Below are 23,131 nucleotides of genomic sequence, written 5' to 3'. Positions count from 1 at the left end.
CTGATCGGCCGATATGGGACTGCCGTCCGCGCGACGTGCCCCAGCGCGGGCGAGAAGGGACGCGACGCTGCGCCACGTCATACCCGACGCGGAACGCAGCTTGGAAATAGCATCGAGGTGATGAGCAAGCACGCGTTCGAACGGGATACGTTCGCCGTCCACGCTCATCTCAGAAACAAATGCTTCGGCCCAAGGTTTCGGATCGGTTCCCATCCACTTCTTTTAGGCCAGGATTCTACCTTTGCCTTGAAGCAAAACCGAGCAAATTGAAACAGATACTAAATGCTCTCTTTTGATACAAAAAGGTTACTAATTTTTCACACCTGTGCATCTATTCCCGCCTTTTAATCGGATTCTAAGCTCTAGACCCCGGCCAAAAAGGCGACTGTTGCCGATCGGGCAACAGCCCGTTCAAGAAAATCCAGATTTACGGAGCGTCGCTCTTTCCCGTTAAATTGGCGTGTCCAATCTGATGGAGGGCTTCATGAGCGATCAAGCGCCTACAGCGCTAAATGCCAACGTCACGCCGGCGGGCGTTGATGGCTACTTCGGTATCACGCTTGATGTCATCGTCCCCACTAACACGCAATTCGGCGCAAGTTTGGAGGCGTTCATTGATATTAGTTCAGTCGTCTTAGACCCAATTTGTCCAACTCTTTGAAACGCTGGTTAAGAATTTCCGTGATTTTGGAAATTCCATTTGACGGTCGGGGCGAACTAAACGTATAGTTGTAGATCTCCGAGATTGTGGGGAGCGATGCTGAGCCATGGCAGCGCAGGCGGACCACAGCAACTCGGTGGAAGGAGCCGCCTTCCGGCCGGCCCAGATAGAGCTTCCCAAAGGTGGGGGAGCCATTCGCGGCATCGGCGAGAAATTCTCTGTCGGCGCCGCCACCGGAACTGCAGTCTTCGGCTTGCCGCTATCGGTTAGCGGTGGCCGTGCGGGCTTCGAACCGCAACTGGAGCTTGCCTACGATTCCGGCCGCGGCAACGGCCCTTTCGGCATCGGCTGGCATCTCTCTTTGCCCAACATCGCGTGCAAGACCGATAAGGGTCTGCCGCAGTACCGCGAGTGGGACGACCCGGACATCTTTGTCCTATCCGGTGCAGAAGATTTGGTTCCGGCGCTCAAGAGCAGCAATGCCGGCATCATGCTTTATGACGAACGAGTGGAGGACGGCTACTCCGTCCGTCGCTATCTTCCGCGCGTCGAGGGCGCGTTCATTCGCATTGAGCGTTGGCGCCGATTTAGTGACGGCGACGTCCATTGGAGGACGGTATCACGCGAGAACATGCTCGTCGTCTACGGCAAGGATGAGAATTCGCGTATCACCGACCCTCACGATTCAGTCCACATCTTCAGCTGGCTCATCGCCGAGTCCCGCGACGATAAGGGAAACGGGATTGTTTACGAGTACAAGCCCGAGGATGCGACCGGCGTCGACCTGACGCTTGTAAGCGAGCGCAATCGTGGCGCGACGAGCGATCCGCGACGCGCCGTACAACGCTACATCAAGCGCGTACGTTACGGGAATCGGGTTCCACTCCTGGATGGAGACGGAAACCGGCCGGCCTTCCTTGCAAGCGCCGACATCAGCAATGCCGATTGGGCATTTGACCTCGTGTTCGATTATGGCGAACACGATGCCGACGCGCCGAGACCGACCGATACTGGTTCCTGGCTTTGCCGCAACGATCCTTTCTCAACCTACCGCGCCGCATTTGAGGTGCGCAGCTATCGGCTTTGTCAGCGCATTCTGATGTTTCATCAATTTCCCGCCGAGCTGGACGTGGGGTCGGACTGTCTGGTGCGCTCGCTCAACCTTGCCTACCGAAATTCGCGCAACGAGCCCGACGATGCAAAACGCGGCAATCCCGTGGGCTCGCTGCTCGCGTCCGCGACCCAACACGGGTATGTGCGCAACGGCACTACGTATCGCAATGGTGCGTTTCCGCCTTCCTCTTTTGAGTACAGCGATTCGGCAATCCAGGAGGACGTACGCGAACTGGATTCCGGCGACCTCACCCAGCTTCCGGTAGGGCTGGACGGCCACGAATATGCCTGGATGGATCTCGACGGCGAAGGTATCTCGGGCGTTCTCACCGAACAAGGCGCCGCCTGGTACTACAAGCGCAATCGCGGCGGTGGCCATTTCTATCCAGCCGTGCCGGTGGCGCGTCGCCCGTCAGGGGCGCAACTTTCAGGGCACCGGCAGCAATGGCTTGACGTGGATGGCGACGGTCAGGTCGATCTCGTCGAGTTCGAAGGCCCGACGCCCGGCTATGCTCGCCGGCATGGCGAGAACCTCGATCCGTTTCGGCCGTTCAGTCATCTTCCAAATATCTCGTGGCACGATCCGAACCTGCGCATCGTCGATCTCGATGGCGACGGCCTCGCCGACGTCTTCATCACTGAGCAGAGCGTCTTCACCTGGTATCCGTCGGAGGGCGCAGACGGTTTCGGCGCGGCACGGAAGGTCAGCACCCCGGATGACGAGGAAGTCGGGCCTCGCCTGCTGTTTGAAGACGGAACGCAATCCATCTTCCTCGCCGACATGAGCGGCGACGGCCTCACCGATCTCGTGCGCATCCGGAACGGAGAAACCTGCTACTGGCCCAACATCGGGTATGGCCGCTTCGGTGCCAAAGTCACGATGAACGCGTCACCATGGTTCGACCGCGTCGAGCAGTTCGACGCAAGGCGACTCCGACTGGCGGATGTCGACGGCACCGGTTGCGCCGACATCGTCTATCTCAGTGCCGCAGGCGCTACGCTCTATTACAACCAGGCGGGAAACGGCTGGAGCGCGGCGCGCGTATTAAGCCGCTTCCCGCACATCGACAACATTGCGGCCGTTTCGGTCGTCGATCTACTCGGCAGTGGCACGGCATGCCTAGTGTGGTCATCGCCCTTACCAACCGACTCACGCAGCCCGCTCCGCTACATCGATCTCGCGGGCGGGCAGAAGCCGAACTTGCTGGTCAGATCGGTCAACAATCTTGGAGCTGAAACCAACGTTCAATACTCGCCGTCAACCAAGTTCTACCTCGCCGACCGCGAAGCTGGGCGCCCCTGGATCACGCGCCTGCCCTTCGTGGTGCATGTGGTGGATCGGATCGAGACGTGTGATCGCGTCAGCCGCAACCGCTTCGTCTCTCGCTACGCCTATCACCACGGTTATTACGACGGGACAGAACGCGAATTTCGCGGGTTCGGCCTGGTGGAGCAGTTCGATACCGAAGAGCTCGGCGTTCTTAGCGCCGATGGAGCCTTCCCGGCAGCGACGAACATAGACGCCGCCTCTTATGTGCCAACCGTCTGCACCAAGACCTGGTTTCACACCGGCGTCTATATCGGCGGCGATCGCGTATCTCGTCAATACGCCTACGAATACTACCGTGAAGGCGATTCTGCCAATGTCACGGGTAGGCTTGGCGATGCCGATTTCAGCGCATCGCTGCTGCCGGATTCGGTGCTGCCGGAGGACGTTACCGCCGACGAGATGCGCGAGGCTCTGCGCGCGCTCAGGGGTTCCATGCTGCGTACAGAAATCTATGCGCTTGACGGCACTGGCGCCGCCGATCGTCCCTACAGTGTCGTCGAAAGAAATTACACTCTCGTGCGTGTGCAGGGATTTGGTTCAAACACCAACGCTGTGTTTTTCGCTCACCCGCGTGAATCGGTCAACTTCCACTATGATCGTGTGCTCTATTCGATCGGTACCACGTTGGTATCCGATCCGCGTATCACCCATTCAATGATTCTCGCGGTGGATCAGTTCGGCAACGAGCAACGCTCCGCTGAGATTGCCTATGGCCGGCGCCACGACGATCCCGATCCGGCGATCAAGCCGGAGGATCGCGCCAGCCAGAAGACGCTTCACGTCACCTCGACAGAGCGCAGCTACACCAATGCGATCGACGGCGATGGCGCCTATCGCACTCCTCTCCCAGCTGAAACTGTCACTTACGAACTTATCAAGGTCGCGCCGCAGGGTACGCCAGGCATAGCAACTGCGCGATTTTCGTTCGGGGAGCTCGAGAGCAAGCTGTCCCAGGCCGGCGACGGCGCGCATGACCTGCCTTACCAGGATTTCGATGCGGCAGGCGCAACGGACAATGTTCCCTACCGCCGCGCGGTGAAGCGCGATCGCCTGCTATATCGCAAAAACGATATGACCGGCCTTCTGACGCTCGGTAAGCTCGAATCTCTGGCGCTGCCCTTCGACGGTTATTCGCAAGCCTTCACGCCCGGCCTGCTTGTGCAATGCTTCCAGCGCGCCATTGGCGGGACAACGGAAAACCTGCTTCCGGGCGCCGCAGCCGTGCTCGGCGGGGCCGGGCCAGACCAAGGGGGCTATGTCGATCTCGACAGCGATGGCAATTGGTGGGCACCTCAGGGACGCGTATTCCTGAGCAAGGCTGCAAATCCAGCGGCGCCCGCGACCACCGCTGCAGCCGAGCTCGCCGAAGCCCGCGAGCACTTCTTCCTCCCCCGCAACTTCGTCGATCCATTCGGCGCCGCGACCACGGTCGACTATGACGGCTACGACCTGCTGATGGTCTCGGCCAGCGACCCCTTGCAGAATGTTGTCGCAGCGCGCAACGACTATCGCGTGCTGCATCCCTCCCTGGTAACCGACCCGAATGGAAACCAGTCGCAGGCCGCGTTCGATGCGCTCGGCCTAGTTGTCGGCATCTCGGTCATGGGAAAGGAAGGCGAAAACCTCGGCGATTCGCTTTCAGGATTCTCGGCCGATCTCACGTCGCAACAGATCACGCAATTCTTCGCCGATCCGCGCAGCAACGCGGCTGCTTTTCTCGGCGACGCCACAAAGCGCATCGTGTACGACGTAGGCCGCTATGCTCGGAACGTCGGCACGCCGGCACCGGTTTACGCCGCGACAATCGCGCGTGAGACGCATAAGAGCGATCTGGCCTCAGGCGAAGCGTCCTCGCTTCAAATTTCGTTCAGCTACAGTGATGGCTTCGGTCGAGAGATTCAGCAGAAGGTTCAGGCGGAAACGGGTTCGCTTGCTCCGGGAGGTCCAACCGTCGATCCGCGCTGGACCTGCAGCGGTTGGGCGATTCTCAACAACAAGGGCAACCCGGTCCGCGCCTACGAGCCGTTCTTCGACGACACACACGATTTCCGCTTCGGCGTTCGGGTAGGCGTGAGCGCAACGCTTTTTTATGACCCGATCGGTCGAATCGTCGCGACGCTACACCCTAATCACAGCTGGGAAAAAGTCGCATTCGATCCCTGGCGCCAGACCAAATGGGATGTCAACGATACTGTCGCGATCGCTGACCCAGGTGCGGATCAGGACGTTGGAATTTGCTTCGCGCGCCTGCCTGACGCGGATTACAAGCCTACCTGGTATGCGCAACGCATCGGCGGCGCCCTTGGGGCTGAAGAACAGCAGGCCGCGGCGGCCGCGGCCGAGCATACTGCGACGCCCACAGTAAATTTGTTCGACACGCTCGGCCGCACGGTGCTCACGATTTCTGACAACGGTCCGGACACCAGCGGCAATCCGCAGAAATTTCTCGCCCGGATCGTACTCGACATCGAAGGCAATCAATGCGCGGTGAAAGACGCGCTCGGCCGTACGGTCATGCGGTACGACCACGACATGCGTGGCGTGCTGCTGCACCAGGCAAGCACGGAGGCCGGCGAGCGCTGGTCGCTCAACAATGTCTCGGGTAAGCTCATCCGGGCTTGGGACTCACGCGGGCATCTCTTCCGCAACGCTTATGACGCCCTGCAACGACCGGTGGAATTCTATCTCACCGACGGGGCATCCGCGGAAGTCCTTACCGAGCGCACTATCTACGGCGAGAGCGTCGCCGCGCCGGAGATGCTCAATCTGCGCGGCCGGGTGATTCAAATATTCGATCAGGCCGGCCTCCTCGGCAACGTCGGCTACGATTTCAAGGGCAATCTGCTCGGGAGCAGCCGGCAGCTCGCCAACGACTACAAAAACGTTATCGATTGGTCACTGAGCACGGTGCAGCTCGCGGCTGGCGCATATGCGAACGCGACGCGGTACGATGCGTTCAATAGGCCAATAGAACTCACCGCCCCGGACTCAAGCGTTATCCGTCCATCGTACAGCGTAGCGGGCCTTCTCGATGGTGTTACGGTCACGCCGTCGGGCGCCACCGCGGATTCGGTATTCATTCAGAACATAGACTACGACGCCAAGGGTCAGCGCGAACTGATCGCCTATGGCAACGGCGCGACCACGCTATACAGCTACGATGCCGACACATATCGCCTCATGCGCCTGCTGACCACTCGCGATCAGAACACGCTCGGAGCGAAGGTAATGGGCCTGCTCGGCCTTCACAACGCGAAAGACGTTCTGCAGGATCTCAATTATTTTTACGATCCCGCCGGCAATATCGTCCGTATCCGAGACGACGCGCAGCAAACAATTTATTTCCGCAACAAGCGTGTCGAACCGAGCTCGGTCTACAGCTACGACCCGCTCTACCGCCTGATCTCTGCCAGCGGACGCGAGCAACTCGGCCTCAATGGCGGCAATCTGCAGGCGCCGACGGCGCCCGACGCTTGGAACTCATTTCCGTTGGGTATCGCCCAGCCGGGCGACGGCAACGCGCTCGGCCTCTATACTGAACAATATGTCTACGACGCCGTTGGCAATATCCTTTCGCTTCAACATCGCGGCAGCGATCCCGCCAATCCCGGTTGGACGCAAAAATATGCCTACAACGAACCCAGCCAGCTTGAGGTCGGCAAAGCCAACAATCGGCTGAGCAGCACGACCCGCGGCTCGACCACCGAGACGTATCAATACGCCGGCAGTGCGGGTCTCCATGGCAATATCACAACGATGTCCCATCTGCCGACCATGGTTTGGGACCATAAGGATCAGTTGCGCGCGACCGCTCGCCAGGTGGTAAATACCGGCACACCGGAAACGACCTGGTATGTTTATGACGGCCAAGGGAATCGCGTTCGCAAAGTCACGGAGAGCTCAGCGCGGCAGGCCCAGATTCCGGTGCGTTCCTACGAGCGCATTTATGTTAGCTTCTATGAGGTCTACCGTGAATATGCAGCCGATGGCGGCGCGGTCACGCTGGAACGCGAGACGCTGCATGTCATGGACAACCTACAGCGTATCGCGCTCGTCGAGACGCGTACGCAAGGCGACGACGGCTCGGCCGAGCAGCTCGTCCGCTATCAGCTCGCAAACCATCTAGGCTCCGCCAGCCTCGAGCTGGACGATTCAGCCGCAGTCATCTCCTACGAAGAGTATTTCCCTTACGGGAGCACCGCCTATCAGGCTACCGACAAGACCGTCAAAGCCGCCGCCAAGCGCTACCGCTTCAGCGGCAAAGAGCGGGACGAAGAGACCGGCTTCAGCTATCACGGTGCGCGCTATTATGCGCCTTGGATAGGACGTTGGACGGCGTGCGATCCGATTTTCAGACCTGAATTCAGCAATTGCTATGAATACGTTCGGTCAAACCCGATCGTCTTTTACGATCCTAATGGCGCCGAATGGACCCGATTCTGGGGCGGAGTGAGGGCGATTGGCGGCCTCGCTCAGGTTGCCGCAGGAGCCTTCGCTTTCGCTAATTTCGAAACATTTGGTGCAACCCAAGTCATCGGAGCCATCGCGGTTGCTCACGGCCTGTCCGACTATGAGGCCGGTATGCGCCAGGTCCGAACAGGAGCTGAGGCGACCAGCATCGTTCAGCAGGGCATCCAGTCGGGGCTTGAGACCGCGCACGTCGATGAAGATAAGGCCAAAGCCGTCGCAGTAGCGGCGGATATTACGCTGGGTTTCGTCAATCCTACGAGTGGCGTGACAGGCGGCCCTCGCCTGGCGACAGCGCTTGCAGCTGGGGGCCAAGGAGGTCGAGCGCTCGCTGGCGCTAGGATAGTAACTCCAGCATTCATCTCCACCGCGGCTCACCTGGGGACGGGCACCCACACCATGATGTCCGCGATGGAGGACAGAGGTGGTTCGACGTCGAACTCCGCCTCCCAATCTTCAGAACAGCGGCCTGGCCCGTCCGCGAAGGGTACTCCGACGACGCCGAGCGGGGCGCCAGCTGGGCCAATAACCACTGCACAAATAGTCAACCGGGGATTTCCGCTTGGCTTCAAGAGTAGAGGACAGTTCCGTCAATTCGGGAGCGCGTTGATCGCCGGATTGAAGCGTGCTGGGTTCGGAGACATCCGCGCCGCTTTCCAAGGTAGCTCGGTCACAGGCCGAAGCGCCGAAACCGGCCAGCTCTTCGATATTGGCCGTGTCAGCGATTTCGACATCGGCATTGTTAGTCCAACGCTCCTAGAGCGCGCAAAAGCCGCGGGAGCATTTCTTCGCCACTCCGGTGCGAGCACAGGGCCGTTGAGTGCGGAAGTTATCGAAAAGCTCGGGCTGACAAAACTTCGTGAATCGCTAGTCCGTTTGGCAGAAGGCAGAGAGGTTAACTTCCGCATTTTTAGCGAAGACTCGCAGGCGAGGCGGGCGGAAAAAATATGGGTGAACAATCGATGACGAAGGTCTTTTTATTGTTCGGCATTGATACGGCGTCTCTTGATAAAGCTAATGCCTTGGTCGAACTACTACTCCGGACCAAACTTGAACCCCGCGAGAGTTCGTTCCACGGAGGGAATTATTTCGCAACCCGAGGCGCTGACGGGGAGCAACTTCTAGTCAAGAGCAATTTCGACAGACACGCGGGCGAATGGTCGGAGCCACAATATCTTCATGCTCCCTTCCTGCTTTACGTGAACGCGACTCACCGTGCTGCCGAGATTGAAGGCGCTATAGGCAACAATGCGCAGATTTCTCTACTTCGACGTTCAACGGTCTAAAGGACGTAAGGGAGTTTCATCATGGCATCATCCAATTCGAAGCTTCAGACCAGAATAAGATCGCTTCGCGGCGTACTCTCTGGGAAGGTGTTCAATGCAGTAAGTGCGGCTCTGGAGGCGTCGAACGGCGACTGGACTGCCGCGCGCGCGTCGGTCGCGGAAACGCTTGCGCCAGAGCAATTGCAAAAAGCCGATCTTGCCCATTCGCTGGCGGACCTAACCAATGACGACGTCAGCCTAGTAACGAAGATCGCAAAGCAAGCCAACGTCACTTCGTTTCGCGACCTCGCCCTCAACTACGACGTCGACAAGCTCGCCGCGCTCATCGCCCCCCCGGACGACAAAGACACAACAGCCGATAGCGCCATGGCCGCGAAAGCGACCGCGGTCACCCTCAACAACAGGCTGTTTTCCGTACAGACGAGCGCCGCACTTCAACGTATGATCCAGGCTTCCGAGATTCCGATTGCCGACGCCGACGTGCGCACGGGCGTGTTGCAATTTTTCAACGCCAAGCCGGACTTCAATATCCGGCAAACCTCTATCTATACCGCGTTGCAGGACTCTGACGCGCTTGCTTCAGTTGCGGCGGATAAGCGGACTGGCGTCATCGAACAGCTAAAGACCCTTCAACGTGTGCAAGCGCTGAGCCCGACAGGGGAGGCGGTTCCCGTACTACTCAAAGCCAATCTAACTTCGGCCTTCCAGATCAGCGAGATGCCGGAATCGACCTTCATGAACGCCCACAAGGAAGCGCTCGGCGAGGACTCGGCACAACGTGTCTACACCTATGCGATCGATGCGCGCGTTCGCAACGAAAACGCGCTGATGACAATGCAGGAAGCCGCACGCGGATCCGGCATGAAGATACTCGACAACGACTACGCGGATGCCAGCCTTGACGACAAGAAGAAGATATTCGCGGGCATTCTCAACAAACATGCGGTACCGCTAAATCTGGAAACCCTGTTTGGCAGCATGGACTATTGCGCTTGCGACGACTGCCAGTCGGTCTACAGTCCCGCGGCCTATTTCGTCGAGTTGATGCAATATTTGCGCAACAACGATCTGGGGCCGGATCCTAAGAGCGACGATCCGGATCCGACGCATAATCCGAATATTCATAAGGGCTTTGCAAATACCCCGCTGGCGATGCTTTACCGGCGCCGGCCGGACATCTTCTGTCTTGACCTGACCTGCGAGAATACCAACACCGTGCTGCCCTACATCGATCTCGTCAACGAGGTGATGGAAAGTTTCGTCGTGCATCTTGGAAAATATCATGCCGACACGCACGTGCCGAAGCAGGCGACGCTCGAGGTTTTCGATGTGATCGACGAGACGTCCGAAGAGCTTCTCGCGCAACCGCAACACATAAATTACGAGGCCTATTGTATTCTCAAGAGCGCGGTGTACCCCTTTTCGTTGCCCTATCATCAGCCGATCGATGCAGCCCGCATCTTGCTCGATTACATGGGCACGAGCCGGTTCGAGCTTCTCGATACCTACCGAACCGCAAGCGAAAGCGGCTCTGGCCAGGGCCTCCCGCCTGCACAGCAACAGGAATTGCAGGCCCTGCATCCAGCAGTGCTTGATCGGTCCGCCGATGCGGAATTTCTTCGAATGACACAGGAGGAATACATCATTCTTACCCGTCAGGCCTTCTGGCCGAAGCGGTATTTTGAACTGACGCAGAGCCAGACGCTGACCGACGACATTTATAGCCAGAAAATCGGTGTCAAGCCAGTCTGCGAATATTACGGATACGGCAGCAGCACGGAGATGCTCAGCACTGACGAGACGCGCCAGGCCGGCCTGACTTTCGTGAAGAAGCAGTTTCTGCCGCGCACCGGCATCCAGTACAGCGACCTCGTCGATCTTCTCCTGACGCGCAGCATCAACCCCAATTACCCGCAGGGGCTCGCACTGACGATCATGGAAAGCCTGCGGCTAAGCTACCGCTTCATGCAGACGCTGGTGGATAATAGTAGCTCGGATCCGAGGATTCGCTATGCCAAGCTGATTGAATGGCTGGAGGCGACGGACGATGTCCTGCCTCTGTTAAAGGCATTTTTGCACCCGGATCCCTGTCATAAAATGAAGTCGGATTGTTGCGGCGACGAGCAGCGTGCCAAGGAACTCGCTCGCTGGGTCTATTGCTATTTCGAGCGCGTCGGACAGCTGATCGTCTTGGAAACCGGCGATGGACCGCAGCTGAACGTCTACGGGCATCTTTACAAGCGGGCCGAGGGAGGCTGGACAGAGATTGGCATGTTGTCCGCGGACGGCTCCATCACCGACAACGACGGCAAAATCATTGGACAGGTCGGGCAGGACTTGAAGATCGCGCTCAAAGACGATGGGACAAATGTATTGTTTAAAGGCGAAGTTTTCGTACGTGATTTCGGGGCTCCGGTCATCGGGGCAGTGATTGATTACGCATTGTACGATTACCTGCACGAGGGGCGCAGTCTCGCCCGGTGGTTGCCAACGCGCGACTCCTGCGATCTGAACAAGGTCCGTCTCGCTCATCTCGACGGAACAGCGCTGACAGAAGATGAATACGACCGCATTCAGCGGTTCATTCGCTTGTGGCGCAAGATGGGCTGGACGATTGACGAGGCTGACAAGGCGCTGAACGGTTTCGTCGAACCACCCGCCGACGCGCTAGGCGCCTCCTACTCGGGCGCCGCGCCCTACGTGAGTTTCGCCGCGTTCAAGGACGATTGCGCCGACACTCCTGACAACGGCGACGAAGACTGCTGCTGCGACGATGGCGGCACGCTGGAATGCCCGGATGAAAGGGCGGTCGATTTCGACATTACACCAGAGTTCATCCACCAATTGGCTGCGATTAAGAAGCTGCTCGACCTCACCGGCTTGCCACTGCTGAAGTTGCTTACATTTTGGGCCGACATCAGTACGGCAGGCAGTGGGTCGCTCTATGCAAAGCTCTTTCTTACGCACAACATCCAGGGCCTTGACAAGGTTTTTGCCGCCGACGCGAATGGTAATTTTTTGACCCAGCCCGCAAAAATCAGCGATCACCTCCCGGTCCTCATGGCCGCGTTGAGTTTAAAGGCCGGCGACGTGCAAGCCATCATGGCGCAGCGACGTCTGCGGGATTCGCTGACGCTTGCCAACGTTTCTGCGCTCTACCGCCACGGATTGATCGCCAAGCTGCTGCATGTCAAGGTGACAGATCTTGTCAATGTCTTTGCCCTTTTCGGCGATCCCTTCGTCGATGCCGCTTCGACAGTCGTCTTGTTCGACGTGTGGGGCAAGATGGAGGACGCGGGCTTCAAATTTCAGCAACTCGACTACGTTATCCGCGAGATCGATGACCCACTCAGGCCTCAGGCGCCCTCGCCGAAAAAAGCTCTGCAGCTCGCAAAGATAATCTATGACGGCCTTACTGGCATCGACAAAGATCAACCAGATATTCCGCAAGACAAGCCGGAGACTGCCACCAATGACGTGGTGCGCGCCAAGGCCGGTCTGATCTTTGATCAAACTGTGGTGGAGGGAATCGTCGGCCTGATCAATGGCACAACGGTCTATTCCACGAACGCGCCCGTCAATCTGACTTTGACGATCCCGGCAGCACTTGCAGCTAAACTCAAATACAGCAACCAGCCGACCGCGACACCGTCCTCTGCCGGCATTCAGGTCACTGGCCTCCTTACCGCGAACGAAGCCATGCAAGCCAAGAGCCTGGTGCCTGGCAATGTGGACTGGGGCAAGGCGATCGATCGAGCGGCCAAGCAGGCGGAGCACTTCTACGATGACGTGCTGTTCGGAATTTTTGCGGACAAGGCGGCTGCCAAGGCCATTCTGCTTGCGGGTGACGTCACCGTGCCCGCTGATCAAATTGATCCGACCCTACCCGACCCAAACACCGCACCGATCAAACGCCTCTATTTTCTTAGATGCTTTATGCCGTTCCTCCGCGAGCGGTTGGCACACAAGCTTATCGTCGACACGATGTCTGGCGCGACGGGATTAGCTGCCGACGTGACCGACACGTTGCTGTCAAAGGTGCTCACGGTCGGGACCCCGCCGCTCGATGCTATGACGTCGCTCGAGAACATCAAGAACATTCCGCCCTCGACGCCAGGAATCTGGAAAGGATACCTTATCCCGCCCACTTCGGATTCGTACACTTTCGCGGTGACGAGTGACACGGCGCCCGCGCCGCTCGTTCTGGACGGACAGGCGATTAGCTTTCCGCACCAGCAGGACGATCCCTCAAACGTTTGGTCGAGCGATCCCGTGCTGCTCAAGAGCGGCAAGCTCTATTACCTTCAGGTAACCGGTGTCGCGCTCTCGCAGCTCGCCTGGAAGACTGCGATCTCGCCCAAGATGACGATCCCCGGCTCGGCACTACTGCCCGACGATTCCATGAAGGGCACTGGCGAAGCCTTCGCCAAGATCTTTAAGGCGGCGATCCTCGTCAATGGATTCAACCTGACGGAAGACGAAGTCGAATATTTCCATGCTCATAGTACTGACTTCGACGACTTCGACTTTAACTCGGTGAAATTGAAACACTGGAAGCGGTTGCAGGCGTACACGAAGCTGCGTGACAGCTTGCCGCAGTTGGATACCAAGCTCCTCGATCTGTTTGGCTGGGCGGTGAATCCAGACGATCCGACGAAGCTTGGCGCCAAGATCGCTGCCGTCGCCACCTGGGACGAGACGAGCGTTTCACACCTGCTGACGCCTGCGCATTTCGACGTCGGCACGCCCGCAGATTTCCGTAACGAGATTAACCTCGTGACCCTTCAAAAGGCTCTGGCCATCGCCTCCAAGACCAATATGAATGTAGACAGCCTATTCGGCTGGGCCGATCCCAATTCGCAGTTCTGGCCGTGCCACAAGATCGCGGAAGACATCCGCAAGGCGCTGCGCTCACGCTTTGACGCGGAGGACTGGGAGCAAGTCATCAAGCCGCTCAACGACACGCAGCGGGAGAACCAGAAGAACGCGCTCATCGCTTATTTGCTCGTGCAGCAGGATCTGATCGACTGGGCGGCGGATCGCGGCGAGATTTTGGACGCCGACACGCTGTTTGAGTTCTTCCTAATCGACGTCCAGATGTGCGCCTGCATGGAGACCTCGCGCATCAAACAGGCGATCTCGACGGTCCAGCTCTTCGTACAGCGCTGCATGCTCGGACTGGAATCGCCTTATGTTCCGAATGACGCGCTCGACCGCGACCGTTGGACCTGGATGGAGAAGTTTGTTCTGTGGCAGGCAAACCGAAAGGTATTTCTCTATCCGGAGAATTGGATCAAGACCGAGCTGCGCGACGACAAAAGTATCTTCTACAAGGAGCTCGAGTCCGAGCTGTTGCAGAAGGACATCACCCCCCAATCGGTCGATAGCGCCCTGCAGAACTATCTGTTCAAGGTCGACGAAGTGGCCAACCTCACCATTGTCGGCCTATATGTCGAGAGCGACAGGGACGGCAACCAGGCCAAGATACATATTTTCGGCCGCACTCGGAACGCGCCCTATCTATTCTACTATCGCTACTACGAAGTTTACGCAGACAACTGGTATCCGTGGGGCAAAATGACGGTTGACATCCCGAGCTATGATGTCGAGCAAGCGGACAGCGGCATTGTAACCGGGCATGGCAGCTATTTGACGCCGGTGGTGACCAACGGCCGGCTGCTGGTGTTCTTCCCGCAATTCGTCAAGAAGACCGCCGCCAACAAAAAGAATTCTGGCGAGACCATTCAGAAGCACGCTGGCGAAACTCCAGCCTCAACTGCCCCGTACATCTACTGGGAGATCAAGATCGGCTGGACGGAGCTCCGCAACGGCAAATGGACGCCGAAGCAGGTTTCGTCGGATTCATTCCCAGATGATCCCAATGGGAACGATCCACCGAGCCCACCCCATCCGGTTCCCGACATAAGCCAGTACGAATTTCTGCCGCGGGTTGTCAACCAAATCGGGGCGCAGGTCCACGTGGACGTCTATTACGGCGGTTTCGAAACAGCCAAGAAGCGCTTCACATTTTCTGGAAGCCAGTTGTTCGGCGAATCCAATTCGCCGCCGGCCATTGCAGCATCCGATCGTACCAGCACCACCTTCCATTTTACCCAGTCGAACACGCAGATGCATTCGCTTCAGGCGGTCGGCGCCGAGGATCCGCCACTTCTCGCGAAACAACCGTATTTCGACGTCGAACCCGCAAGCGTCACCGTCAGTGGCGAGGGAAAAGCACGGAGCTTCAATCATACCTTCGTGGACGAATTGCTGGGGGAGCTGGCACGCGGCGGTCTCGACGATCTCTACGCCTATTACGCGGGGATCACCAATCAGAATACCACCGACGACGCATACGGTGCCGATTTGGAGGTCGGCTTTCACGAGTTGCGGCGGCCCTACGCCCTCTACAATTGGGAGGTGGGCCTGCACGCGCCGATGGCGATCGTAGCCAAACTGCTCGCGGGCCAACAGTTCGATCAAGCGCTCGAGATGTGCCACTACGTGTTCGATCCCTCGGCGAAAGGCGCCGAGGCCAGCCGTTTCTGGCAATTCCCGCCCTTCAAGCAGATCGACGCAATGAACGTGCTGGAAAGGCTGTTCCTCAGTCTCCAGCCCGGAGTGCCGAACAAGGCCATTAACGAGTGGCGCGACAATCCTTTCCAGCCGCACGTGGTCGCGCGCTCGCGTCCATCCGCCTATATGAAATGGGTGGTCATGCAGTACGTTCAGATATTGATCGCTTATGGTGACTATTATTTCCGCCAGAACTCGCTCGAGGCGATACCAATGGCGATCCAGTGTTATGTGCTGGCGTCGCACATCTATGGCCCGAAGGGTCAGGTGATTCCAAAGCGTGGGAAGATTCTGCCGGAAACCTACCTCTCGCTGCTGGATAAATGGGATGCGTTCGGCAACGCAATGGTAGAGCTCGAACTTGCTTTCCCGTTTAGCAACCAGATCTCGAACCCGACAGGCGCCAGCAACGGCGTAGTCGGCATTCCTAATGTGTTCGGCTTTGCGACGTCGCTCTATTTCTGCATCCCGCCGAATCCGAATCTGCAGGCGTTGCGTGACACTATTGATGACCGACTTTTCAAAATCCGGCATTGCGAGGACATCAACGGGGTCTTCCGCCAGCTGCCGCTGTTCGATGCGCCGATCGATCCAGGCCTGCTCGTCGCTGCGGCGGCCGCTGGGCTAAGTCTGTCCAGCGTATTGAACGATCTCAACAGTCCGATGCCGAACTATCGCTTCAATTATCTCGTGCAGAAAGCGATAGAATTGTGCGGCGAATTGAAGGGGCTCGGCAATGCCTTCCTCAGCGCCAAGGAGAAGGCCGACGCTGAAGCGCTCACCAAGCTTCGCGCTACGCACGAGTCGAGCATCGCTAATCTCGTCATGGAATTGCGCAAACAACAGCTCGACGAGGCGAACAAAACGCTCGAATCCCTACAGCAGAACCGTAAGGGGCCGGTCTATCGCCTCCAGCACGCCCTCAAGCTAATCGGTGAAGACCTGGCCAAGGTACCGGCCGACGTCGACACCGATTTCGCCGAATTGCCGGACATGATCGAGGCGCCTGTCAGCGACAGCGGCATGAAATTGATGTCGCTGGAAAAGGAGGAGTTGGACAAGGCAGGCATTGCGTCCGATCAACAGGACGCTGTGACGCAGATGGAGACGCTTGGCAGCGTCATGAGCATCATCCCTAATTTCGGCGCCAGCTTTCAGCCCCTCGGCTGCGGAGGTACCATCAGCTTCGGCGGCTCGAATTTGGGCGCCGCGTTCCAGGCGATGGCCAGATCCGCTCAGGGAACCGTCTCCAAGCGGACCTATGAATCGACGTCTGCGGGTCGCAAGGGAGGCTTCCTGCGTCAGCTGCAGGACCGCGTACTCCAGGCGAACACCGCGGGATATGAAATCAAGGGCATCGACAAGCAGATACTGACCCAGCAAATTCGCATCAACATCGCGGGACAGGAAATCACCAACCAGCAAAAGCAGATCGACAATGCGCAAGAGGTCGAGGATTTCCTGCGCAACAAATACACCAACGAAGAGCTATATTCCTGGATGCAGGATTCGGTACGCGGGCTCTACTACCAAGCCTACACGCTTGCCTACGACATCGCCAAACGCGCCGAACAGGTCTTCCGCTTCGAGCGGCAGACGGATTCCAACTTTATTCAGTTCGGCTATTGGGACGCCTCTCATGACGGCCTGCTCGCCGGCGAACGGCTCTATATCGGCCTGAAACAGCTTGAGGCCGCCTACCAGTCGGAGCGCGGCTACGACTTCGAAGTAGTGAAGGAAATATCTCTCAAGCAAGTCGACCCGCTCGCCCTCCTGCAGCTGCGCCAGACTGGGGTTTGCGAGTTTGCCGTGCCGGAAGTGCTTTTCGACATGGATCTTCCGGGCCAATATATGCGGCGCATCAGGTCGGTCGCCGTTACCGTGCCCTGCGTCATTGGTCCGTACACCAGCCTGAATTGCACCTTGCGTTTGCGGGAGCACAAGTTCCGGAGCAGCGCAATCGTCAAGGACAAGAGCGACTATCCGCAGCGAACCGACGAGAACGACGAGCGCTTCAGTACGGTCAACATTCCGATCACTGCCATCGCCGTCAGCAAAGGGCAAAGCGATAGCGGGCTGTTCGAACTGAATTTTCGTGATGAGCGGTACAGTCCATTCGAGGGCGCGGGAGCGATCAGCAAATGGAGCCTTGAGCTTCCGAGCCAGTTCCGGCAATTCGACTACGACACGATCTCCGACGTCGTGCTGACGATGCGGTATACATCCAAGGATGGCGGTGACAAGCTCAAGAAATCGGCCTCGGATTCCGTGCTTGCATATATCAAGAGCGTCGAGGATCTCAGTCGCGACGAGGGTCTGTACGCAGCGTTCGATCTTAAGCATGATTTCCCCAACGAATGGTACAAGGCGACCCAACCGATGGGCGGCCCCGCCATCGTACTGAAAGGCATCTACGAGCGCCTGCCGATATTCACCAAGGGCCGCAAAGCCGCGAAGATCTCGGCCAATGACGTCTATGTCTTTGCCGGCGAGGACTCTGGCGTGACCGGCGTGACTCTTACCGAGCGCGGCAACGACACGCTGCTCGTCCGCAGCGCTGCAGTCGGTGATTTAATCTCCTTCGATGCCGAGAACACCCGTGGCGTGCCTATGGATGACTGGACGCTCACGTTCCAGGGCAACAAGCTGAATCTGGACCGGCTGTGGCTGGTGGTTCGGTATGTTCTTTCGTGAGCGGGTGAAGATTTGAGATTCAGACGGAGCGATGGGGAGAATTCCATCTGCGGCGCGAACGCGTGCGAAAGCTCGAGCTGTGGAGGTGCGGCAGATCATGCGAGATAGGCTTCGACGTCTCCTCGCCAATCGGCGCAAGACGGGTCATTGACGTGAGCTTGAAGATCGTCCTAGCCTAAGGGCGGACGCCTGCGGCGCTCTGCTTTTAAATCTGTTCCGTCGATCATTGACCGACTATCGTGTCGCTAGCCGCCTTGCCGGTCGACAAAAATATGACGTGTTGAATTTTCAGGGAAGGGCGGGAGACATTCTTCGAAAACACCAATGCACCACGAGGTAGAACGAGAATTGATAGTCTCCCTTGTTGTGCAGGTACTTAGTCGTCCGGAGCTTGACAAGCGCATCGGCCAAGGCGGCTGCGACCTGACCTTCGCGGGAGGCGGTGACATTGATTCCGTGCGCGAAATGTATGGTCGAGGCTGGCATCGGCGCGCAAGGCCAGGAAATTGTCGTCAAGGCCGGCCTTCGCAGCGGCAACAAAAACCGCATGTTGCGCCAAACTGCTGCGTCCTCACTTCCAGTTGGCGCGAAACGACTTTAGACTGCTTGAAACGGCAGCGGGACGATTATGCCTGGGCAACGGCGAGCGATCATTGGCGTCATCGGTGGCGACGGGCAGATGGCGCCCAGCGTCGCGCTGGGGAGAGTAATTGCTCAGCGCGAATGGATGCTGTTGACCGGCGGCCAAGTGCTGCCAAGAGCAGTGGTTGAGCTCAAGGGCGAGGTAAAGGACGGGTCGATGCTCGGGGCCGCGGAGGCGTCGCCCTCCAAGGCCCGCCTCATCGGAATCTTGCCCGCGAAGCAGCGGGCTGAGGCCGTCCGCTGGGACTACGCCGCGGGTGCCCGACGGTTGTTCCTTCACACGGGCCAGCCTCACTACATACGAAACGTCATCAACAGCCGGACGCCCGACGTGGTCGTGGCATTTGGCGGCAGCCGTGGCACGCTCGCTGAGATCGCGTTCGCGAAGGCTTGCGGGCGGCCGCTGCTGTTTTTCGACGGCAGCCTTGAAAGGCTCCGGCAAAGGTTCCAGGACAATTTCGGGCGACGATGCGCGGCGAGCGAGGATCGAAGAATGTATTTCGACCAGCCGCTTGACGCCTATCCGGGGGCGGCCGGAGCGGCAGGCGACGCTTGCGGTCTCATTGCAATGCTGGAGGAGGTGCTGTCCAGCGCGAGTGAGGTCGACGACCTTGCGGCTGCGGTGAGCGCGGTCCTAGGCGGGCGCGATTGGCGCGATGGGGAGACAGGATTCCCGGGCCTGCCCGGAGATAGCGCATCGAAGCCGCACTTCGAGGCGATCATCCAGGCCATCTCGCAATGAACGGCCTTGCGAACTGGAACCGGCTCAGCAAGGGACTTGGAATCTGCTTCGTCATCGCGTTTCTCACGGAGCTTTGGTGGGCGCAGACGAACATCGCTCTGCCTTCGCGCGAGCTTTCTTGGAATACAATTCATGCCCTTTATGGCGCCTTCGGAGGACTCAGCGAAGCCGCAGGAGGCGCCCTCGCGATCACGGGTGCGGTCTTCTGGCTGTTCACCAAATGGGGCTGGCGACAGCCGGTCTTCCAGAAGCTCGGCCTCATCAACTTTCCCGACCTCTCGGGTACGTGGCATGCCATCTCCAACCCCGGCGAATGGAATCCATTCAGGACGGTTGTGGTGATAAATCATTCGTTTCATGGGCTTCGAATGACGTTGATCCGCACTCAGAGCACCGGCAACACGCTCGCAGCGACTCTCGCTCGCACGAATAGTATGTCTGCGCGTCTTTACGTCACCTACTACAGCTCCTTCGGGAAGGAGCGGACGCTTCCCGTGATCCCGGCCGTCGATCATGGCGAGGATCATAGCGGCGCCCTCTTACTCGACTTGAACGACGAGAGCCTCGATCCCGAGGCCTGGGTCCTGAGGGGCGAGTACTGGACCAACAAGCGCCGAGATGCGAGCGACGACAGGACGAGGGGGACGTGGGGTCGGATAGAAATGCGTTTCCAACGCCGCGAGCCTGCACCGTCGAACATAGGACACCTTCGCCTTGAGGATGCAACATGGCTCATCGACGAACCGACGCCGGACAATCCGCGGGCCCAGCCGGCTGGAGCTTCACCCTGACTTCAACCGGACGGCCCGCTCGGGCCCGCGACATCAACCCGCTCAACTGGATCCGAGGCGCGCTCCACAACCAGTTGGTCCGGCTCCAGTATGCCGATCATGGCCGCGTTCAGTTGGTCCGATCCAACGCCAGGTTGCTGGTGAAGCTGTCGACGCGCGCCGCCGCTCAGAACTGACGAGGCTCGTTATGAGAACCGGCCTTGTTGGAGGACTGACGATGGCGGCTCTAGCCGCATCTTTCCTGAGCCATCCCGTGCAGAGAGGCTTCAATCGTATGCAGCAAAAGAAAGGGGGCCTGCGGCCCCATGCCGTCAAGGCCGAGCCCTGCGGGGGGAACGCCTCTGTTGAAGGCGCTGAGTCCAATTGTTGTGATGAGGCGGAAATATCCTTCAGAATTACATTACAATTTCAATGACATACGAGTTCGTAGTTTTATTCTGAATGGCGCACCAAGTAGAAAATATGAGCAATAACAATAACTTGCAACGCTGGTTCGATTCCTGAGTTTCAGGAGAATTTGGGCGGCCTATTTGAGAACACAAGTAAAATTTCGCGGAAGCTCCAGTTGCAGCCGATCATTTTGCTGGTATTTTTGCTGGTATCGACAGGGCAAACGTTCAGGACGAATTTCGCTATTTCGAACGAGCGAATTGAGCAGATGACCCGCAAGAACCACGGCGTGCTTGCCAAGCCGAACACTTCGACTGCAGGGCTCCTATGATGGGCTGAACTCGGAGCTTCTCGAATGGTGAGTTCAAATCGAGGACCCGCAACAAACGCCTTCCTAGACTGCCCCCGCTTGTAATATTCCTGAGTCTTTGAGAGGCAGCCAACGGTGCCGTGACTCCGGAAATCCCAATTCATGCGCAGGGGATGTCCGCTTGCAGGCAGTTGTCGACGGGGCGGGCACGAGCGACGCCCAGTCCTGCATCGGATTAAGCCTGCATCCCTTCGCGAGCAGGTGGAGGCGCGGCTTCGTAGTGGACGCGGAAGGCACCATGCTCTCGAACAAGGACGATCCGCGCTCGATCAAGGTGTTCGATCCCTCGATCAAGGGCGAGACCGATCGCTTCGCCTATCGGTCCGGGAAGCTTTGACAGCTCCCGGACGTAGGATGGGCGGACTTCCTCTAATCGAGCGGTACATCAAGTTGGATTGTTGTGCCCTTTGGCTCGTTTGATGAGACCGCGATGCGTCCATTGAGTTGGGCAAGCAAGCTCTTGATCACCTTGAAGCCTAGGCTCGCTCGCGGCTGGTCCATATCGAAATCCGCCGGCAGTCCTACGCCCTGATCCGCTACCACGACATGCAAATCGGCTCCACGCCCGGCGCCCGCCACCTGGATTTCGCCGGACTTGTCGGAGTAGGCGTGCTTCGCAGCGTTAGTGACAAGCTCATTGATCAGGAGGCCAAGCGGAATTGCCTTGTCCGCCGCAATCATCAGGTGATCGAAGTTGCAGTTTATTTTGCAGGCGAGTGTTTCCTGCAGCTTTCTGCAAAGCTCGCCCGCGAAGTCTGCAATATCGACGAACCCGATCCGGGTGCTGCGCCACAGGTGATCGTGAACCTGGGCGATCGTGGTGATACGGGAAGCCGCGTCCTTGAGTGCGTTTTGAACTTCCTCGGACTGCGCGCTACGCGACTGGACGCGAAGCAGCCCTACCACCGACGCCAGGCTGTTTTTGACACGGTGGCTCATCTCTCGGGTCAAGATGGCCTGGTGCTCCAGGGCTTTTTGGAGCTCGGCGTCGGCATGCTGCCGCTCGATGGCGATGCCGAGCAGGCCCGCGAAGCCGGCAAGGAAATCGGCATCCGCAAGGTCAAATTGGCCCGGGTCCCCGCTGTCGACCTCCAGAACGCCAAACGGTAGATGGCCTTCGCCGCCCCGCGCGATCAGGACATTGATGGCGCGCTTGATGCCGTGCTCGGAGAGCAATTTCGGCGTTCGAAAGCGGGTTTCTTTCTGAAGGTGATTGGAAATGACAATTTGGCCGGTATGGAACGCATAGCCGGCGGGAGACTCCAAATCGACTCCCAAGGATATCTGGCCGATCGTCTCAGGCGCCCATCCGACGCCTGCGCTCACCAGTAACCTTTTTTCCTCCGGCATGTACTCAAGGACCTTGGCGAATGGTGTTTCGAGACCCTGCGCGCAGAGCTCCGTCGCGCGTTGCAGTATCTGGCCGACATCGCGGGTTTGGAGCGCGGTTCGGCCGAACTCACCCAGCAAGGACTGTTGTCTCAACCGGTACGGAAGTTCCTGTCTCGTTGCGGCGCTTGACGGGACGGGAGACGTCACGAACTCTGTTCCCGCGGGGGTTGGCATGAATTCGTCCCTTCGAAAACCGGGCGGCTGGCCCTTCTTGGCTTGTAGCATGATAAGTTGCCCAGTTGGGACGAGTCCGCTTCCAGTTTGCCCTGCGGGATGGGGACTTGCGCGCGAACCTCTTTCCAAGCGTCTAGTGCTAGGCGTGGTATTGCTGGAAAAGCCCTCGTATGTCTCAACGACGGATCTTATTGTTCCACCACCTCTTAGCCTGCCGGGGCACTGCAACGAGGCAGCCCGGGGGGAGATGGGCTTTGAACGATGCCGTTACGATTCTGGTGGTCGAGGACGAGGAGCTTATTCAGGCTATGGTCGAAGAAGCGCTTTCAGACGGCGGCTTTGCCTCGGCCCTGACGGCGTCCGGCGAGGAAGCGATTGTTCGTCGTCAGATAATTTGAGACTGATCAGGCATTTCGAGAAGGGAGGCTCTGGCTCATCAGGGGTTAGAGTTTAAGCGGCCTGCAGTCGGTGCTGCAAGCGACGGTTTGCGATGGTGGCAAGTT

The 23,131-nt window shown here is 58.4% G+C and carries 8 protein-coding genes and 1 pseudogene; 8 read left to right on the top strand and 1 reads right to left on the bottom strand.

The window, feature by feature from the left end; all coding sequences use genetic code 11:
* The first annotated feature begins 484 nt into the window (after nucleotides 1-484).
* The 7 genes and pseudogenes from JWQ24_RS04845 to JWQ24_RS28545 all read left to right on the top strand — a co-directional run.
* Complete coding sequence (locus JWQ24_RS04845; RefSeq protein ID WP_299805067.1) at nucleotides 485-661, top strand: hypothetical protein; 177 nt, start codon at nucleotides 485-487, stop codon at nucleotides 659-661.
* A gap of 106 nt (nucleotides 662-767) precedes the next feature.
* Nucleotides 768-8,537 carry a SpvB/TcaC N-terminal domain-containing protein gene (locus JWQ24_RS04840; protein ID WP_299805065.1) on the top strand — a complete coding sequence of 2,590 codons (7,770 nt, stop codon included), beginning with the start codon at nucleotides 768-770 and terminating at the stop codon, nucleotides 8,535-8,537.
* On the top strand, nucleotides 8,519-8,857 hold the full coding sequence (locus JWQ24_RS04835; protein ID WP_299805062.1) for a hypothetical protein: 339 nt from the start codon (nucleotides 8,519-8,521) through the stop codon (nucleotides 8,855-8,857). Before JWQ24_RS04840 ends, JWQ24_RS04835 begins: the two co-directional genes overlap by 19 nt.
* A gap of 21 nt (nucleotides 8,858-8,878) precedes the next feature.
* The gene (locus JWQ24_RS04830) at nucleotides 8,879-18,127 is read left to right on the top strand and encodes a neuraminidase-like domain-containing protein (protein ID WP_299805059.1); all 9,249 of its coding nucleotides are present in this window, start codon (nucleotides 8,879-8,881) and stop codon (nucleotides 18,125-18,127) included.
* 628 nt (nucleotides 18,128-18,755) lie between these two features.
* Entirely contained in the window at nucleotides 18,756-19,511 is a 756-nt protein-coding gene (locus tag JWQ24_RS04825; RefSeq protein ID WP_299805056.1) for a hypothetical protein, read from the top strand.
* Nucleotides 19,508-20,302: a hypothetical protein gene (locus tag JWQ24_RS04820; RefSeq protein WP_299805053.1), complete on the top strand. Its 795-nt coding sequence runs from the start codon at nucleotides 19,508-19,510 to the stop codon at nucleotides 20,300-20,302. Before JWQ24_RS04825 ends, JWQ24_RS04820 begins: the two co-directional genes overlap by 4 nt.
* An 899-nt stretch (nucleotides 20,303-21,201) precedes the next feature.
* Nucleotides 21,202-21,399: pseudogene (locus JWQ24_RS28545) on the top strand (methyltransferase); the annotation flags it as partial.
* A gap of 32 nt (nucleotides 21,400-21,431) precedes the next feature.
* On the opposite strand, the gene JWQ24_RS04815 reads toward JWQ24_RS28545, so the two are convergent.
* Nucleotides 21,432-22,628 carry a histidine kinase dimerization/phosphoacceptor domain -containing protein gene (locus JWQ24_RS04815; protein ID WP_299805192.1) on the bottom strand — a complete coding sequence of 399 codons (1,197 nt, stop codon included), beginning with the start codon at nucleotides 22,626-22,628 and terminating at the stop codon, nucleotides 21,432-21,434.
* Nucleotides 22,629-22,882: 254 nt separating this feature from the next.
* Between JWQ24_RS04815 and JWQ24_RS04810 the strand changes: the two genes are divergently transcribed.
* Nucleotides 22,883-23,026 carry a hypothetical protein gene (locus tag JWQ24_RS04810; RefSeq protein ID WP_299805050.1) on the top strand — a complete coding sequence of 48 codons (144 nt, stop codon included), beginning with the start codon at nucleotides 22,883-22,885 and terminating at the stop codon, nucleotides 23,024-23,026.
* Nucleotides 23,027-23,131 lie beyond the last annotated feature (105 nt).

This window comes from Tardiphaga sp., assembly GCF_028290495.1.
Lineage (GTDB): Bacteria > Pseudomonadota > Alphaproteobacteria > Rhizobiales > Xanthobacteraceae > Tardiphaga.
This window is presented reverse-complemented; position numbering and strand designations above follow the sequence as displayed.

Excerpts from the sequence above, each read along its gene's own strand:
- JWQ24_RS04825 (WP_299805056.1), top strand. The coding sequence starts at position 18,756 with ATGCCTGGGCAACGGCGAGCGATCATTGGCGTCATCGGTGGCGACGGG.
- JWQ24_RS04815 (WP_299805192.1), bottom strand. The coding sequence starts at position 22,628 with ATGCCAACCCCCGCGGGAACAGAGTTCGTGACGTCTCCCGTCCCGTCA.
- JWQ24_RS04840 (WP_299805065.1), top strand. The coding sequence starts at position 768 with ATGGCAGCGCAGGCGGACCACAGCAACTCGGTGGAAGGAGCCGCCTTC.
- JWQ24_RS04830 (WP_299805059.1), top strand. The coding sequence starts at position 8,879 with ATGGCATCATCCAATTCGAAGCTTCAGACCAGAATAAGATCGCTTCGC.
- JWQ24_RS04835 (WP_299805062.1), top strand. The coding sequence starts at position 8,519 with ATGGGTGAACAATCGATGACGAAGGTCTTTTTATTGTTCGGCATTGAT.
- JWQ24_RS04845 (WP_299805067.1), top strand. The coding sequence starts at position 485 with ATGAGCGATCAAGCGCCTACAGCGCTAAATGCCAACGTCACGCCGGCG.
- JWQ24_RS04820 (WP_299805053.1), top strand. The coding sequence starts at position 19,508 with ATGAACGGCCTTGCGAACTGGAACCGGCTCAGCAAGGGACTTGGAATC.